This is a genomic window from Oceanimonas sp. MB9 (assembly GCF_011319775.1).
Taxonomy (GTDB): domain Bacteria; phylum Pseudomonadota; class Gammaproteobacteria; order Enterobacterales; family Aeromonadaceae; genus Oceanimonas; species Oceanimonas doudoroffii.
In genome coordinates this window covers 901,460-917,777 of the sequence record NZ_VFBE01000005.1, presented here as the reverse complement: position 1 = coordinate 917,777, position 16,318 = coordinate 901,460, and the positions used below count along the sequence as shown (strand labels likewise).

Annotated in this window: 16 protein-coding genes; 6 read left to right on the top strand and 10 right to left on the bottom strand. The window is 59.8% G+C overall.

Annotated features, from left to right (window positions below; translation table 11 throughout):
• Positions 1 to 837: a cytidine deaminase gene (gene cdd / locus OJHNALOF_RS07575; RefSeq protein ID WP_094199678.1), complete on the top strand. Its 837-nt coding sequence runs from the start codon at positions 1 to 3 to the stop codon at positions 835 to 837.
• Positions 838 to 863: 26 nt separating this feature from the next.
• Positions 864 to 1,514 carry a glutaredoxin 2 gene (gene grxB, locus OJHNALOF_RS07570; protein ID WP_165661644.1) on the top strand — a complete coding sequence of 217 codons (651 nt, stop codon included), beginning with the start codon at positions 864 to 866 and terminating at the stop codon, positions 1,512 to 1,514.
• A 109-nt stretch (positions 1,515 to 1,623) separates the two neighbouring features.
• Here the strand turns inward: grxB and recR are convergent, their stop codons facing one another.
• From recR to OJHNALOF_RS07545, 5 genes are all read right to left on the bottom strand, one after another.
• The gene (gene recR, locus OJHNALOF_RS07565; RefSeq protein ID WP_094199680.1) at positions 1,624 to 2,229 is read right to left on the bottom strand and encodes a recombination mediator RecR; all 606 of its coding nucleotides are present in this window, start codon (positions 2,227 to 2,229) and stop codon (positions 1,624 to 1,626) included.
• 122 nt (positions 2,230 to 2,351) lie between these two features.
• The gene (locus OJHNALOF_RS07560; RefSeq protein ID WP_094199681.1) at positions 2,352 to 2,681 is read right to left on the bottom strand and encodes a YbaB/EbfC family nucleoid-associated protein; all 330 of its coding nucleotides are present in this window, start codon (positions 2,679 to 2,681) and stop codon (positions 2,352 to 2,354) included.
• A 39-nt stretch (positions 2,682 to 2,720) separates the two neighbouring features.
• Positions 2,721 to 5,075, bottom strand: a complete 2,355-nt coding sequence (gene dnaX, locus OJHNALOF_RS07555; RefSeq protein WP_165661643.1) for a DNA polymerase III subunit gamma/tau — start codon at positions 5,073 to 5,075, stop codon at positions 2,721 to 2,723.
• A 4-nt stretch (positions 5,076 to 5,079) separates the two neighbouring features.
• On the bottom strand, positions 5,080 to 5,625 hold the full coding sequence (gene apt / locus OJHNALOF_RS07550; RefSeq protein ID WP_165661642.1) for an adenine phosphoribosyltransferase: 546 nt from the start codon (positions 5,623 to 5,625) through the stop codon (positions 5,080 to 5,082).
• A gap of 75 nt (positions 5,626 to 5,700) precedes the next feature.
• On the bottom strand, positions 5,701 to 6,093 hold the full coding sequence (locus OJHNALOF_RS07545; protein ID WP_094199684.1) for a YbaN family protein: 393 nt from the start codon (positions 6,091 to 6,093) through the stop codon (positions 5,701 to 5,703).
• Between the two features lie 158 nt (positions 6,094 to 6,251).
• Between OJHNALOF_RS07545 and dusC the strand changes: the two genes are divergently transcribed.
• Together dusC and OJHNALOF_RS07535 are read left to right on the top strand one after the other, a co-directional pair.
• Positions 6,252 to 7,193 (top strand): tRNA dihydrouridine(16) synthase DusC, encoded by a 942-nt coding sequence (dusC, locus tag OJHNALOF_RS07540; protein WP_165661641.1) that lies wholly within the window; start codon positions 6,252 to 6,254, stop codon positions 7,191 to 7,193.
• Between the two features lie 68 nt (positions 7,194 to 7,261).
• Entirely contained in the window at positions 7,262 to 7,681 is a 420-nt protein-coding gene (locus OJHNALOF_RS07535; RefSeq protein WP_240919649.1) for a transcriptional regulator, TraR/DksA family protein, read from the top strand.
• Between the two features lie 145 nt (positions 7,682 to 7,826).
• On the opposite strand, the gene OJHNALOF_RS07530 is transcribed toward OJHNALOF_RS07535, so the two are convergent.
• Positions 7,827 to 8,879 (bottom strand): porin, encoded by a 1,053-nt coding sequence (locus OJHNALOF_RS07530; protein ID WP_165661640.1) that lies wholly within the window; start codon positions 8,877 to 8,879, stop codon positions 7,827 to 7,829.
• Positions 8,880 to 9,134: 255 nt separating this feature from the next.
• On the opposite strand from OJHNALOF_RS07530, the gene dinG reads away from it, so the two are divergent.
• Positions 9,135 to 11,189, top strand: a complete 2,055-nt coding sequence (dinG, locus tag OJHNALOF_RS07525; RefSeq protein WP_165661639.1) for an ATP-dependent DNA helicase DinG — start codon at positions 9,135 to 9,137, stop codon at positions 11,187 to 11,189.
• Positions 11,190 to 11,312: 123 nt separating this feature from the next.
• Positions 11,313 to 11,948: a DUF2057 domain-containing protein gene (locus tag OJHNALOF_RS07520; protein ID WP_165661638.1), complete on the top strand. Its 636-nt coding sequence runs from the start codon at positions 11,313 to 11,315 to the stop codon at positions 11,946 to 11,948.
• A 66-nt stretch (positions 11,949 to 12,014) separates the two neighbouring features.
• Here the strand turns inward: OJHNALOF_RS07520 and OJHNALOF_RS07515 are convergent, their stop codons facing one another.
• The 4 genes from OJHNALOF_RS07515 to OJHNALOF_RS07500 form a co-directional block, all read right to left on the bottom strand.
• Positions 12,015 to 12,551 (bottom strand): DUF924 family protein, encoded by a 537-nt coding sequence (locus OJHNALOF_RS07515; protein WP_165661637.1) that lies wholly within the window; start codon positions 12,549 to 12,551, stop codon positions 12,015 to 12,017.
• A gap of 54 nt (positions 12,552 to 12,605) precedes the next feature.
• Positions 12,606 to 13,970 carry a YjiH family protein gene (locus OJHNALOF_RS07510; protein ID WP_165661636.1) on the bottom strand — a complete coding sequence of 455 codons (1,365 nt, stop codon included), beginning with the start codon at positions 13,968 to 13,970 and terminating at the stop codon, positions 12,606 to 12,608.
• A gap of 266 nt (positions 13,971 to 14,236) precedes the next feature.
• Entirely contained in the window at positions 14,237 to 14,890 is a 654-nt protein-coding gene (locus OJHNALOF_RS07505) for a thiopurine S-methyltransferase (RefSeq protein ID WP_165661635.1), read from the bottom strand.
• A gap of 104 nt (positions 14,891 to 14,994) precedes the next feature.
• Positions 14,995 to 16,164 carry a BCCT family transporter gene (locus tag OJHNALOF_RS07500; RefSeq protein WP_094199692.1) on the bottom strand — a complete coding sequence of 390 codons (1,170 nt, stop codon included), beginning with the start codon at positions 16,162 to 16,164 and terminating at the stop codon, positions 14,995 to 14,997.
• Positions 16,165 to 16,318 lie beyond the last annotated feature (154 nt).

Here is a 16,318-nt window from a genome sequence, read left to right as displayed (position 1 = left end):
ATGACTCAGACACTTGCGCAGGCATTAACCCAGCGAGGGCTGGCTCGCCCAGTACGGCTAAGCCCGGCAGACCTGGCAACACTCGAACGGGCCACCGGCCTGGCCGACGATGCCCTTGCCCTGGCGCTGCTGAGCCACCTTCAGGCCTGTGCCGTAACGCCGGTGTCGGGCTTTGCCGTGGGCGCCCTCGCCGTGGCCGGCTCGGGGCACTGGTATGCCGGGGCCAACCTGGAATTTGCCGGCCTGCCGCTCAATTTTTCCGTGCACGCCGAGCAGGCCGCCATTGGCCACGCCGCCCTGCACGGAGAAACCCACATTCACCGAATGGTGGTAAGCGCCAGTCCCTGCGGCCACTGCCGGCAGTTTATGCAGGAGCTGAATCAGGATGAACTGACCATAGTGCTGCCCGGTGAACACCACCGGCTGAGCGCACTACTGCCCCATGCCTTTGGTCCGGCGGATCTGGGCCTGGCCGGTGGCATGCTGACCCCGGCACCCGGCACCCTCACCTGTCATGATCGGGATATGGCGCTACAAGCCGCACTGAATGAAGCCAACGCCAGCCATGCCCCTTACAGCAACAATCGCGCCGGCGTGGCCCTGCAGTTGCAGGACGGCCGACTGTGCCGGGGCCGTTACCTGGAAAACGCCGCCTTCAATCCGGGCCTGGGGCCCATGCAGCTGGCCCTGAGCCAGCTGCACCTGCATGGCTATCAACCGCGCCATATTTCCCGGGCGGTGCTGGTGGAAAGCACCGCCGGCATCAGCCAGCATTCCGCTGCCAGTCAGGCACTGGCGTCGGTCAGCCCGGTCGCGCTAACCCACGTGGTAATTTGACACCGATAATAACCAGGAGCACCGCCATGAAACTGTATCTGTTTGATCACTGCCCGTTTTGCGTAAAGGCCATGATGGCCGCCGGCTATGCCGGCCTCAAGGTGGAATATGTCTATCTCGACAACCACGATGTGGCCGCCCGGGAGCGAATGGTGGGCTATAACGCCGTGCCCATTCTGGAAAAGGACGACGGCAGCTTTATGGCGGAAAGCGCCGATATCGTCGAACTACTGATGAATAACAGCAGCAAAACCCTGGCGCCTTCCGCCTTTGACGAGCGAATTAGCCAGTGGCAGGAGCGCTATCAGCAAACCCTGTGGAACCTGATTTTTCCTCGGGATGTACGCCTGCCCCTGCCCGAGTTTGCCAAACCCGAGGCCATTGAGTATTTCACCCGCAACAAAACCGCCATGCTGGGCCACAGCTTTGAACAGGCGCTGCTGGAAACCCCGGCCCACCTGGCCGACATGCGCGCCGCCCTCGCCCGGCTGGACTGGCTGCTGCCGCCTTCTGAGCGGGCCGATAAGCGCCTTGGCTGGGACGATATTCACTTTTTCCCCACCCTGCGTAACCTCACCATGGTGAGCGGCCTGGAATTTGGCACTCGGCTCAACGCCTATCTGGATGAGGTGTCGCAGCTGACCGGAGTGGCCCTGTATCGGGACATGGCTTGCTGAGATAAAGTGCGGCGTTTTGTGTGGAATGTGGGACGTTAAACCTAGAACTGCCTTCGAACGGAGGCAGTTTTTTCACGCATCATAAAGCGGCAACAGACACGGACAAAGCTTATTCGCTGAACGCCTTGCGTCCCATAAAGGAATGGCTCAGGGTGTTGCCGTCCACCAGCTCCAGCTCGCCGCCGATAGGCACGCCGTGGGCGATGCGGCTCACCGACACACCGTGGCGGCGGGCGATATCGGCAATAAAGTAGGCGGTGGCTTCCCCTTCCACCGTGGGATTGGTCGCCAGGATCAGCTCGTCAAAGGACTCGGCGTCAAGCCAGTTTTCCAGTACGTCGAGGCCCAGATCTTCCGGACCCACGCCGTCCAGTGGCGACAGGTGCCCCATCAGCACAAAGTAGCGGCCCTGGTACTGGCCGGTCTGTTCAATGGCCACCACGTCGGCGGGGCTTTCCACCACACACAGCTGACCACTGAGTGCGCGTTTGGGGCTGGCGCAAATGGCACAGATGTCTTCTTCGGTAAAGGTACGGCACTGGCGACAATGGCCAATGTTGTCCAGCGCCTGCTCCAGCACATGAGACAGCTTGCGGCCACCGGCGCGTTGCCGCTCCAGCAGGGCAAAGGCCATGCGCTGGGCCGACTTGGGCCCCACACCCGGCAACACCTGCAGGCTTTTGATCAATTCATCCAGTAACGGGCTGAAACGCATGGCAAGACTCTTGAAGGAAACGAGGAAGGAAAGCGGGAAGCAGTTTGTTGGGATTCGCTTCGCTCATCACCAACCTACAAGTTGCGCAGGTTGGGATGAGGGACGAATCCCAACAAAAGTGTTTAGAACGGCATTTTGAAGCCCGGGGGCAGTTGCATGCCACCGGTGAGCTCGCCCATGCGAGACTTGTTCTGCTCTTCAACCCGGCGCACGGCGTCGTTCACGGCGGCGGCCAGCAGATCTTCCAGCAGCTCCTTGTCGTCTTCCAGCAGGCTGTCGTCCAGCTCAACCCGGCGCACCGAGTGGCTGCCGGTCATGGTGACCTTTACCAGGCCGGCACCGGCCTCACCCACCACTTCCATCTGGGCCAGCTCTTCCTGCAGCTTCTGCATTTTTTCCTGCATCTGCTGGGCCTGTTTCATGATATTGCCAAGTCCACCTTTACCAAACATAGGTTGTCACTCTTAATTGATGGGTTGATAGGTCAACGCTCAGGGCGCCATGGGCTCGATGCTGTCGGCATCCAGCTCGGCGGCAAAGCGCGAGATAAGGAATTGTACCGCATCATCGGCTTCAATTTCATCTTTGGCACGTTCCCGTGCCGCCTGATACAGCTGCTGCTCCACCTCCGCCGGGGTTAAGCCGCGCTCACCCAATGACACCTTCAACTCGATATCACGCCCCGTGTGGGCCCGGATCAGGCTTTCCAGCTCGGACCGGGTCTTGTCACTCAGCAGGTGCTTGTGCTCGGGCCGCAACCACAGTTGCCACTGATCCTGATGCCGCTCCAACGTGCTGTGCATGGCCAACTGACGCAGCAGGCCGCCCGGGGCCAGCACCGCCACCAGCCTGGCCCAGTCGTCTTCGGCCTGCGGCAACAACTGGGATGGCCTGAGTGGCTCGGGGCCGCCTTTACTCGCCCAGCTTGCCCTGGGTACTGTCGGGGCCACGGTTGCCTGAGGTACCGGTTCGGCGCGCATCGGCGCCTGGGCCGGCCGCAATGGTGCACTCGGTGGCGCGACGGGGGCGGCCTGAGATGGCCGCCGAGGGGCCGGCTCGCCTTCCGGCTCCCAGGGCGGCACATCGTTGTCGTCCCAGGGCATGTCGCTGTAGGCATCCAGGGGCGGCAAGTCGTTTTGCGGCTGGCCTCCGGGCTGGTTTTGCGGAGCCGGCACACCAGCCACGGTAACAGGCGCCGGTTTGGACTCGGGGGCAGCGGCTGGTGCAACAAACCGCACAGGCGTCGCCGCGGCGGCGGGGGCCGGGCTCTCCGGCGCGGTGCGGGGTTTGGGCGCCGGGGCCGGCGTGCTCTCGCTGCGCTCCTGGCTCAACAACCGATTGCGGGTTTGCAACAAACGGCGAATGCGTGCCGCCTGCTCGGCGGCTTCATCCACCGGTGGCGCCTCGGGCTCGAAAGACGCTGCCTCGGACGCCGCCGTTTCAGGCTCGGCCGGGGCAACCTTGAGCACAGCCGGTTCAGGCTCGGCCGGTTTGATGCCAGTTGCGACCTGGGCCCTGACCGGAGGGCGGGCGGGCACATCGGCCTGCGCTGGCTCGACAACCGGCGCGCCTGCGGTTTCAACCGAGGCAACATCCTTGCCCATCCGTACCGCTTCCTGCCAGATTTCCGCCTGCTCCTGTTCGAGTTTGGCGGTCATGGCCTCGTCGTCACTGGCTGCCGGCGCGGCCACCGGCTCAGGCTTTTTTAACGGAACAGGCTCCGGCCGGCTAACCGGCGCCGACACGGTGGCAGGCTGGGTGACAGTGGCGCTTTGCGGGGCAAAGGCCAGGGTGCGCAGCAGGGTCATTTCCAGTGCCGAGCGGCCGTCGGGAGCAAAGGGCAGATCCTTACGGCCCTGCAGACAAACCTGGTAATACAGCTGGATCTGATCCGGGCTCACCAGGGGGGCCAGCCGGTTCAGCTCGTCGGCATGGGGCAGGCCCTGGGCCGGCACCACCTGGGCCAGTGCCAGCTGGTGCCAGAAGGCAATCAGTTCTTTATGCACATGATCGTAGTCGGGCCCGGCGCTCGCCAGCTCTGCCACTCGAGCCAGCAGGGCGGCACCGTCACCGGCCAGCACGGCTTCCACCAATGCCAGCAGCTGCTCCCGGTTGAGGTTGCCGAGCATGCGCTCCACCTCGGCAAGCTTCAGGCTGCCATTGCCAAAGGCCAGGGCCTGATCGGTGAGGCTGAGTGCATCCCGCAGGCTGCCATCGGCGGCCCGGGCCAGGCTGGCGGCGGCTTCGGGTTCAAACTCAAGTTGCTCCTGCTGCAGAATGTGCTGCAGCTGGTGGGCTATCTGGTCCGGCTCCAGGCTTTTCAGGTGAAACTGCAGGCAGCGGGACAAAATGGTAATGGGCAGCTTTTGCGGATCCGTGGTGGCCAGCAAAAACTTCACATGGGGCGGCGGCTCTTCCAGGGTCTTGAGCAGGGCGTTAAAGCTGTGCCGGGACAGCATGTGCACCTCATCGATGAGATACACCTTGAACCGCCCCCGCGCCGGCTGATACTGCACGTTATCGAGCAGTTCGCGAGTGTCTTCCACCTTGGTCCGGCTGGCAGCGTCGATCTCCAGCAGATCGACAAAACGCCCCTGCTCGATTTCCCGGCAGCTGTCGCACTGGCCACAGGGGTCTGCCGTAATGCCGGTGTCGCAGTTCAGCGCCTTGGCCAGCAGCCGGGCAATGGAGGTTTTGCCCACACCCCGAGTGCCGCTGAACAGATAGGCGTGATGCAGCCGCCCCTGGGCCAGGGCGTTGACCAGGGCGGTGAGCACATGCTGTTGCCCCACTACCTCGCCAAAACGGCGCGGGCGCCACTTGCGGGCCAGAACCTGATAACTCATGGGCTCAGTGACCGTCGAACTCAACCAGGCTGGTCACACGCACGCCCAGCTTGTTCAGCCGCTGAATGCCGCCCAGGGCCGGCAGGCCAATCACAAAGGCCGCGTCCTGCACCTCGCCGCCGCAGCGGCGCACCAGCTTGACCGCCGCTTCCACGGTGCCGCCGGTAGCCAGCAGATCGTCGATGATCAGCACCTTTTCACCGGGCACAATGGAGTCGGCGTGAATTTGCAACTTGTCGGAGCCGTATTCCAACTCATAGGGGACTTCCACCACTTCCCGGGGCAATTTGCCCGGTTTGCGGGCCGGCACAAAGCCTACGCCCAGGGCCGCCGCCACCGGCGCGCCAAAAATAAAGCCCCGCGCCTCGGTGCCCAGCACCTTGCGCACTCCTGAATGCCGGTAGTGCTCAACCAGGGTTTCTATGGTCAGGCGAAAGGCTTCGCCGTTTTCCACCAGGCCAGTGATGTCACGAAATACAATGCCGGGTTTGGGGTAATCGGGAATGGAAGTGATGCTGTTCGCAATCAGCTCGAGGGTGTCTTGTTTCATGGAATTAGGCTGCCTCGTCGTGCCCGGCGCGATGGCGGGCATGGCATTGAATTAAAAATAAAAGCGCCCGCTAGCTTAGGGCCTCGTCTGCTCCATTGCAACCATGGGCCGCTCGGGCACCGTCGGCAGCCGCAGCATCCACCAGGCAAGGGCAATAAAGGTAAGCAGCAACAAGGCGCGCACCCACCAGACCGGCACCAGATAAATCGACAGCGTAAAACTGGCCGCCATCAGCCACAGGGCCCGGCGACGCACATGGGGACGCAGCCCCCGGTGGGTTTGCCAGTCCCGTATCATGCCGCCAAACCAGGGGTGGTTCACCAGCCAGGCATGCACGCGGGGAGACGACCTGCCAAAGCAGAAAGCAGACAGCAGCACAAAGGGCGTGGTGGGCAACACCGGCAAAAAGGCACCCAGTATTCCCAACCCCAATGATATGCCGCCAAGCAGCGCAAATAACATACGCATGGCGTGCTCCCGCACATAAAAACGTTACCGGCACTATAGCAAAGTTCGTTTGCAAAAACCGGACCCGGCATGGGTGACATGGCCGTTATTGACCCCGGCTTCACGCTTTGCGCGCAAGGCTGTACACTGCCCGCTTTTATTCGTTGTAATCATTGCCCATGCGCCTGACTCTGGCCCCGATGGAAGGGGTGCTCGACCATTTAATGCGGGATCTGCTGACTCGCCTCAACCCCTTTGACCTGTGTGTGACCGAGTTTGTACGGGTAGTGGATATGCGCCTGCCGCCCCGCGTGTTTTACCGCCTGTGCCCCGAGCTGCATGACGGCTGCAAAACCCCGGCCGGCACGCCGGTACGCATTCAATTGCTGGGCCAGGAGCCCGACTGGCTGGCGGAAAACGCCGAGCAGGCCTGCCAACTGGGCGCCGAGGGCATCGATCTCAACTTTGGCTGCCCGGCCAAAACCGTGAACAAGCACAGGGGCGGCGCCGCCCTGCTGGCCGACAGCGAGCAGCTTTACCGTATTGGCAAGGCGGTGCGCGCCGCCGTGCCTGCCCATTTGCCGGTAAGCGCCAAGATTCGCCTCGGGCTGGAAGAGCGGGACTGCTACCTGGAAAACAGCCAGGCCCTGGCGGAAGCCGGCATCAGCGAGCTGGCAGTGCACGCCCGCAGCAAAAAGGATGGCTATCGTCCTCCCGCCTACTGGCCGCTGGTGGCGGAAATAAAACAACGGCTCGCCATTCCGGTGACAGTGAACGGGGAGATCTGGAATGCCGCCCAGGCCGCTCAGGCACAGGCGCAAAGCGGCTGCGACCATGTGATGCTGGGCCGAGGAGCCCTGGCCCTGCCCAACCTGGCACAGACCATCAAGACCGGTGCCGCCCCCATGGGCTGGACCGAGGTGGTTGAACTGCTGCTGGATTACTCGGCGCTGGAAGTGGAAGGCAACAAGGCGGTGTATTACCCCAATCGCATCAAGCAATGGCTGAACTACCTCAAGCTGCAATATTCAGAAGCCCGGGAGCTGTTCACCGCCATACGCACCCTGAAGCACACCGACGAGATTCGAGCGGTGCTGGAAGAGGCAAGGACTAACGTATAAGCAGTATCGGTGCTCGAGCGCCGATGCTTAGCACTTCATTCCCTTGATTTGCATCATGATATTAACAAATGGCCACTTTTATACTGGCCAGCATATTCCGCCGACTGGATATCATGATGCACAGCAATATCACCGAGAACGAGCTGGAGCAGCGACTGCAGGCGGAGGCCAACGACCACCGCCTGCACTTTATGCGCGCCCTGCAACGGCTGGATGCCAGCCTTGCCGCCCAACTGCAACGCCTGCCTCCGGATGAATGGGCCGACGCCCCTGCCCTGGTGGCCTGGCCTCAACTGCAACCCCAGATTAATAACCTGCGTCGCGTGGATGCCGCCCTGTGCCAGTGGCAGCTGGGCCTCTATGGCCTGTGTAGCGACTGTGAAGCCCAGCTGATGCAAGCACAACTGCTGGCCGACCCCTGCCGGCAACGCTGCGAGCGCTGTGAAGCGAAATATCAGAAAGCGCAGCATGGCAGCTGGACACTGTAACTCTGTGAGGTGTGAGGTGTGAGGTGTGAGGTGTGAGGTGTGAGGTGTGAGGTGTGAGGTGTGAGGTGTGAGGTGTGAGATATTTTCGCCATTAAAAAAGCCGGCTTCCGCCGGCTTTTTGCTTCTAAATCAGCTTGTTAGATGATTAGAAGTTGTACTGAATACCAACGCCGTACAGGTCGTCTTTCTTATCGCCAGAAGCATCGATCTCGGAATCGGAGATAACATATTCAGCATACAGCTTGGCTTTGGGAGTCAGGGAGTACTGAACACCCAGAGTGATGTTGTCTACGCTGTCCCATTTGTCGCTACCATGCTCCGCTTCTTCCTTGGCGTACTGAGCCATGATCTTCCAAGCGTCTACATTGTACTCGGCGTGCAGCTCATAGCCGTCGGTTTCCAGCTTATCGGAGGTACCGTCATAGTTGTCCTGCTCTTGTTGATTATACAGAGCAGCAAAATAGAAACCGTCGATGGTGTAGTTTACACCAGCGATCCAGGCATCGATGTCAGTATCGCCATTGCCAGAGGAACGGTCACCCCATTCCTGTTGCTCATAGGCTACGGCAAAGCCCAGCCCCATCGGCAGGGTGTAGCCGGCAGACACGGACCACTGGTTTTTCTTGTTTTCGTTACCATCGTCTTTGTCATTATCGGCAAAGGCATAGCCGGCACGCAGGTCAACGCCGTTGGCGGCATAGGTAGCCTGAATCTGATCATCGACCTTGTCATCAAGGCCAATGGCGCCGCTGTAGATGGTGTCAGCACCGTAGATGTTGAAGACGTCGGTGTAGTAGATAACCTGAGCGGTCGGGTTCATGCTGCGACCAAAGGTCAGCTCGGTGGTATCCATAAAACGGAAACCGGCCCAGGCGTAGCGGGAAGACAGGCCTTCACCTTGGCCAACACCGTCAGATGCATCGTCGGCTTCGGTAACCGCGGCCCACTCCAGCTTACCAATCAGGTCAACGTCGTTGTTTACCATGTATTTAACGTTAACACCCAGACGGGCTTCACCGTCGCCACCGAAGTTTTGGGCTTTTTCTTTCTTAACGCTCTGATAACCACGCTCACCGGCTTCGTATTGTACACGGCCGTAGATATCAATCTGGGCGCCTTCATCGGAATATACGGTCACGGCGCTGGCGGAGGTGGCGAACAGCGCAGGAATGGTCAGTGCAAGAATCGTTTTTTTCATGATTTTATTTGCCTACTGTAATTAAACACTAAGTCCTTGTAATTCCCTGTGTTAGCAACGCTAGCGTTACTATGGCGAGCAGCCTATCACCGGGTTTTTTACCTTGCAACAAAATCGCGGGAACTTTTTATGACAGTTATGTTCCCCGCCAACGCAACTGTGACGGCTCCCCGCTTTTCAGCAATAAACTTTGCAACTGGCATATAACCGACTACCAGATATACTTGTGCCCGCATTTTATACCGGAAAACCGCCATGCCAAGCCCCGATTACCGCGCCCTGGTGCGGGCCAATTACCGCCAGTTAAGCCAGTCAATTCAGGGTTTTAAACCCAGACGGGAGCAAAACTTCCTGGTGGCGGAAATCGGCAAGGTGCTGCTGGGCCAGTACGACTCTGCTCGGCGCATTCTGGTGGCCGAGGCCGGCACCGGCATCGGCAAATCACTGGCCTATCTGCAGGCCAGTATTCCCTGGGCCCGGCTTAACAATAAAAAGGTGGTGATCTCTACCGCCACCCTGGCGCTGCAGGAGCAACTGGTCAACAAGGATCTGCCGCTGTTTCAGCCCCACTGCCAGCCCACCTTTACTTTCACCCTGGCCAAGGGCCGCGCCCGCTACTGCTGTCGCCAGCGACTGCAGAGCCTGGTGCAGGGAGAAAGCCAGATTGGCCTGTTTGAAGCCACCGATGCACTCACGCCTGAACAGCAAGCGCAGCTGACGCAGTTGTGGCGGGCACTGCAAGACGGCAGCTGGGCCGGCGACAGAGACGGCTGGGCCGAGCCCATTGATGATGTCCTTTGGCAACAACTGCAAACCGAGCGCCACAGCTGTCAGCCCCAGCTGGGCCATAGCCAGTGTCCCTTTCACCTAGCCCGGGCCGAGCTCGACAAAGTGGATGTGGTCGTAGCGAACCACGCCCTGCTGCTGGCGGATCTGGCCATGGGCGGCGGCATTATTCTGCCCGAGCCGGAAAGCTGCGTGTATGTGCTGGACGAGGCCCATCATATCGCCCATATCGCGCGGGAGCAGGGCTCGGCGCGGCTGGCACTGCGCAACACTCGACGCAACCTGGAGCAATTCAATAAACAACTGCCCACTATTGCCGCCGCATTGAAGGACGAGGGCCAGGGTGCCGTGAACCGTACTCAGCAAGCACTGCAACAGCTGATCCCGTCCCTGAACGAGCTTTATAAACAGTTGCAGGCCGCCCTGCGCCGGCAAGAGCTCGTTCCCGATGACCAGGGCTGCCTGCGCTTTACCGCCGGAGAATTGCCCGAGCTGCTGAGCCATACCCTCACTACCCTCAAGGACGAACACAAGCAACTGGCCCAGGGGCTGGGGCGACTGCAAAGCGCCCTTGCCGAAGCGCTCAAACAACAGCCTGGCAACAGCACAGTATCGGGCGCCATGGCATCGGTCAGCCTGCAGCAGTTGCATGCCGATGAGGCCCTGGGATTGTGCGAACTCATGCTGAAGGCGGTGGGGCCCAAACACACGCCGCCGGCACGCTGGCTGGAGCAGGGCAAAAACGACATTACCCTGTGCGCCACGCCACTGGCGGTGGGACATTTGCTGGAGCAATGGTGCTGGTCCCGAGCGGCGGCGGTGATCATGGTGTCGGCCACCTTTACCGCCCTGAACGACTTCAGTTATTTTCGCCGGGCCGTGGGCCTGCGCGCCGACGACGGCAGCCAGTATCTGCGACTGAACTCACCCTTTGATTACCAGGGATCACGCCTGATTATTCCCCCACTGCCCTGCGAGCCCCAGGACGCCGGCTTTAACGACCTGCTGACGAAGGAAATTCCCCGCTGGCTGAAAGACCAACAAGCCAGCCTGGTGCTGTTTTCGTCCTACCGGCAAATGAATGCCGTGGCCAAGGCCCTGCGCAGCAAGGGCCATTCCCTGTTGGTGCAGGGAGAAGCCGGGCGCCAGGCACTGCTGGAGCTGCATCGCATGAAGTGCGACGGCAACCAGCCCAGCGTGCTGTTTGGCACCGGCAGCTTTGCCGAGGGGCTGGATCTGCCCGGCCATTACCTGACCAACCTCATTATCACCAAGCTGCCCTTTGCGGTGCCCACCTCACCGGTGGAAGAAGCCATGGCCGAATGGATCACCATGAGTGGCGGCAACCCCTTTATGCAGCTCACCGTGCCCGAGGCTTCGCGCAAACTCATTCAGGCCTGCGGCCGCCTGCTGCGCACCGAAACCGATAAAGGCCGCATTGTGCTGCTGGATAGGCGCCTGGTCACCCGCCGCTATGGCTCTGCACTGCTCAATGCCCTTCCCCCTTTTACACGGGAATCGTGACACTGGCATGGCTTTGCCAATTGCGTCCGGTTTTATAAATTGTCACAATTTGCCGGTTTACTTATCATGATTTCGATAACGAAACGCCCCCTTGCGGGCAATACGGCTCAGGAGCCCATCACAATGAAACTGCGTATTACCCTCGCCGCCCTGGCCGCGGCCGGTTTTTCCCTTGGCGCCAACGCCGCCACCTTTGAAGCTCAGCAGCCCTATCAAATTTTTCTGGTGAACGGCGAGAAGACCTCCAGCACCATTGTCCAGAACTCTCACGAAGTGACCCTGAATGAGGGCAAAAACCAGCTGGCCATCGGCTATACCAAGGATTACTCCACTCGCTCCAACACGCGAGTGCTGAACGGCGACCCGGTCATCATTAAACTGGACAACGTGCCCGCCGATGCCGAACTGGCCATTACCTATCAAGAGCCGCTCAATTACCAGCTGGCCAGGCAGTTCCTGCGCGAGCAGGACACTCGCCTTACCGTGGTGGACAAACGTAGTGGCCAGACCGTTGACGCCGAGATTGCTGTCATTCCCATGCCTGCCGGCCTGAACGTGGCCGAAGGTATTCAGGAGTATCTGATGGAAACCCGCCAGGCCTTTAACGGCCGCACCGAGGCCGCCGTGGCCGCCGCCCAAGAAAAGTTTGGTGACGCCGTGCTGGACGCCGACGCCATGGAAATGCTGCAGCACTGGTGGAATGCCGCCGACGCCGATACCCGTCGCGCCTTCCAGATCTGGGCCATTCAGCAGCAATAATATAAGACACAAAAAATAGAAAGGGCCGGCGTCATTTGGTCAATGACGCCGGCCCTTTTTTTTGTTTTAGAACCCCGCTCCCGGTTGTTTCAGGAACTCCCGCTCTTCGGGGGTCGATGGCCGGCCCAGAATGGCGTTGCGGTGGGGATAACGGCCAAAGCGGGCAATAATGTTGCGATGACGATGCTCAAAATCCAGGTTGTCGGCAAAGCCCAGGCGTTCAAACAGTGCCAGGGCCTGGTCGTGAATGTTGAGCGACTCGCTGTGCATAAAGGGCAGATACAAAAACAGCCGTTGCTGTTGGCTTAATGCCTGATCGGCCCCCTGAGCGATGGCTTCCTGGGCCAGCACCAGAGCCATGCCGTCGGCGGCAAAGGCGTTCGGCTCACCCCGGTATATGTTGCGGGAAAACTGGTCGAGCACAATGATCTCGGCCAGCCGGCCCGGAGCGCTCACCCGCCATTCAAACAGTTCTCCCTGACAGGCGCGCCGGTGCAATTGGCCGAAGCGCTCGGCAATGGCTGTATCCAGCACCGCATCCTTGCGCCACCACTGGGCCGGTATCAGCTCTTCAAACCAGAATTCCAGCACGCCTTGATACATGGTTTTCCCCCTACTTCGCCGTATGTGGTCGAAGTATAGAAGAGGCAACCCGCGTCAGAACACCCAGTGTGCCACCAGGGCAATCACCGGCAGGGTCACCAGGGTACGCATCAGGAAGATGACAAACAGCTCCACAATGTTTACCGGAATTTTACTGCCCAGCAGCAGGGCACCCACTTCCGACATATAGATAAGCTGGGTCACCGACAGGGCGGCGATCACAAAACGGGTCATGTCGCTTTCAATGGAGGTAGCCAGAATGGCCGGAATGAACATGTCGGCAAAGCCCACCACCATGGTCTGGGACGCCGCCGCCGCCTCGGGAATTTGCAGCAGTTCGAGCAGCGGCACAAAGGGCATGCCCAACCAGCTGAACAGGGGCGTGGTTTCCGCCACCACCAGTGCCAGGGTACCAAATGCCATTACCACCGGCAGCACGCCCAGCAGCATGTCCAGGGCATTGTGCACACCGGCACGCACCACCTGCCCCAGGCTTTCCACCCGGCTGGCCCGGTTCAGTGCCAGATCCAGGCCATGGCGCAGGCGTGAATAGCCCTCGGGCGTGGCTTCGGCGTCGGCCGGCCGGGCGTCACCATTGATAAAGGTGTCTTTCTTCCAGCACAGCGGTGGCAGCCGCGGCACCACAATGGCCGCCACTATGCCGGCCAGACAAACGGCCCCATAGAAGGGCAAAAACATGTGCTCCAGCTTAACCTGGGCCAACACCACCAGGCTGAAGGTAATGGACACCGCCGAGAAGGTGGTGCCGATCACCGCCGCTTCCCGCTGCGTGTAGTGTTTGCCTTCATATTGCTTGCTGGTGAGCAGTATGCCCACGCTGCCATCGCCGAGCCAGGACGCCATGCAGTCTACCGCCGAACGCCCCGGCAGGCGGAACACCGGCCGCATAATGCGGGTAAGCAGAGTGCCCACCAGCTCCAGCAGACCAAAATCCAGCAGCAGCGGCAACAACAGACCGGCAAAGATAAACACGGAAAACAGCACCGGCAGCAGATCGTTCAGCACCAGGCCGCCGGTGTCACCGCTATACAGCAGCTCGGGTCCCACCTGGAAGTGCACCATCAGCACAAAGGCCGCACCCAGCAGCCGGCTCACCAGCCACACCGGGCTCACGTTGAACAGGGTGTTGAGAAAGGCACTGTTGCCGATCCAGCCAGGCCTGGCCAGGGTGCCCAGCAAAGTCAATGCCGCCGACAGGGTCACCAGGCCGGTAACAATGGCGGGCAGCTCATCAGCCAACACGCCCTGCACGCTCTTGGCCAGCACCGCAATCATGATGGTAATGTCGCCCTGCCAGGCCACCGGGGTCATGAACAGCAGGATCCCTGCCAGCGAAGGAAGCAGAAACATCAACCAGTTGCGGGTGATGCCCACCGGTTTCGTCAGCGTTTTTTCCATGAATACTCCTTGCCACCGGGTTCCGGCCCGGCGTGAATGTAAATCGGTAATTGCGAACACGCCGAACTCCTCATTGCAGCCAATGCATAAAGAACGGAGAACTACGCATAATGCAGCACAAGAATCGGTGCCTGATGAATAGTTATTTTACAGGCAAAGATTTTGCACCAAAAGACACAATTGGAATATTACACTGTCAAACGAGAGAAAAACCGGAGTTGCTTCTCAAAAATTTAACAACTTGACTCCAGACCCATAACAGCGGGTTATCGCCTCGTCAGCAAAAAGCACAGCTCGTCAAAAAAGGTGCAGTCACCCGCCGCCACCCTGGGGTGTTGCCGCCCTTGCTGCTGCCTGTCGAGCAGGGTGACCTCGAAGCGCGACTCAAACAGGGTACGCACTTCCGTCTCATCCACCGCAAAGGGAGGCGTTTGATCCTTGGCCGAGTCATGGTTCAGGGTCACCAGCAGCACGCGCCCGCCAGAAGTGATTAACCGGGCCATCAGATCGACATAGTCCGCCCGCATGGCGGGCGGCAGGGCAATCAATGCCGCCCGGTCGTAGGCGGCATTAAATTGACGACCCAGCTGTTCGGCGGCAAAAAAGTCCCCCGCATACAGGTGGTAGGGCGCACAGAGCCAGTGTTCAAAAGCCCCCTCGGCAGTGCGCTCGGGAGTGAGCCCGGCTTCCTCGAAAAAGCCTGCCACCGCCAGGGGCGACAGCTCAAAGCCGGCCACGGTATGGCCCTGCTCCGCCAGCCAGTGCATGTCCAGGCTTTTTCCGCACAGGGGAACCAGCACCTCGGTGCCTGGCCCGGCACCGGTGTGGTGCCAACAGGTACGTAAATGCAGATTAATGTCGCTCTGATGAAAGCCGATGCGGGATGATTGCCAGCGTTGATGCCAGAAGTTCGCGTCCATGATGGTTCTCTCGCCAATAAAAAACCGGACTATGGCAGTCCGGTTTTTTATTCTCAAGGGAAAGAGCCTCAGTCACCGACTCCCATGTATGGCATCACTGCCCTTCATCTGCCACTGCTGGCGGCCCTGGCCGGCAGATCGACTCCTCGCCCTAGTTCCCGGCATTGCGCCCGGCGCTGCCAGAGCAGCACGGCGATCAGAGCATAGAGGCCGATTACCACCAGGCCCACCCATTCAATCTTGAGCGGCGTGAACTGGAACAGCAGCACCAGCACGAACATCAATGTCCAGTTCAGCACCAGGTAACGCCCCTTGCCGAGCTTTTCCGCTTCCATGCCCAGGTTGGTGGTGTAGAGACGGATCAACGAGTCGAGGGAGTTAATCACGAAAATCACGCCCACCACCACCATCGCCAACCGCAGCTCGTTGCCGATGGCAATGGCCTCGCTGAAGTGCAGATAGAGCACGGAGAACCAGATGGCGATGGGAATGGAAGGCACCACCAGCATGGCCAAACACAGTTGCCAGGCCGGCAGGCCGCCGGCAAAGCGGGCCACAAACTGGCCAATCATGATGCTCCAGGAAAACCACCAGAACAGGTAAAAGGCATGGTAATCACTCATGGGCGTCACAAAACGGTGCAAATTGCCAAAGTAGTCGCCAATCTCCGCCATGGTGCCCGCCAGCGCCGGCACACCGGCGCCCGAGTTCACCGCCATAACCGCGATCAGTGCCACAAACAGCCAGGTGGAGGCCACGCTTAGAAACTTCACATATCGCACGTCCGAGCTCGACCACACGGCGCACAACACCACCAGGGCCACCAGACCATAGCGCAGCGCCGGCGTAATCCCCGTCACATAGTCCGGCAGGTAGCTGAGAAACAGATAACCGGTAAAGGCACAGGTGCCGATGATCACCAGATTGTTGATAAAACGCACCAGAGGCAACTCAAACAGCCTCACCCTGGGCTCGATCAGCACAAAGTAAAAGGTGGTGAAAAAGTAAAAACCCCACACCAGAAAGCCCCAGAAGCCAAACTCGATGGCGAGCGGGCTGGCAAAGCCGTAGACAGACTCACTAACGTAGACCGGAAACTCGGTCAGCGGAAACATCACCAGGCCCACATCCAGGCCCGAGGTAAACAGAATGGCGATAAAGGTAAACAGGGAAGTCGGCATCTCCCCCTTGCAGGGCACACGGCCGTAACGCAGCAATATCCACACCGACGCGGTCAACGTCAGCACAATGGCAACAGACAACACCATATCCATGGAGAATCCTCTTTTGTTGGTTCCATCAATCAATTCATGCCCAAAGGCAACGGGTTTGTGGCTGGTTGGCTTTACCTCCTGACAAGCATCATTGGCGCCGGCGACACCACGTTTATTGAACATTCAATCAATGATTAACTTTATATGCAGAAAA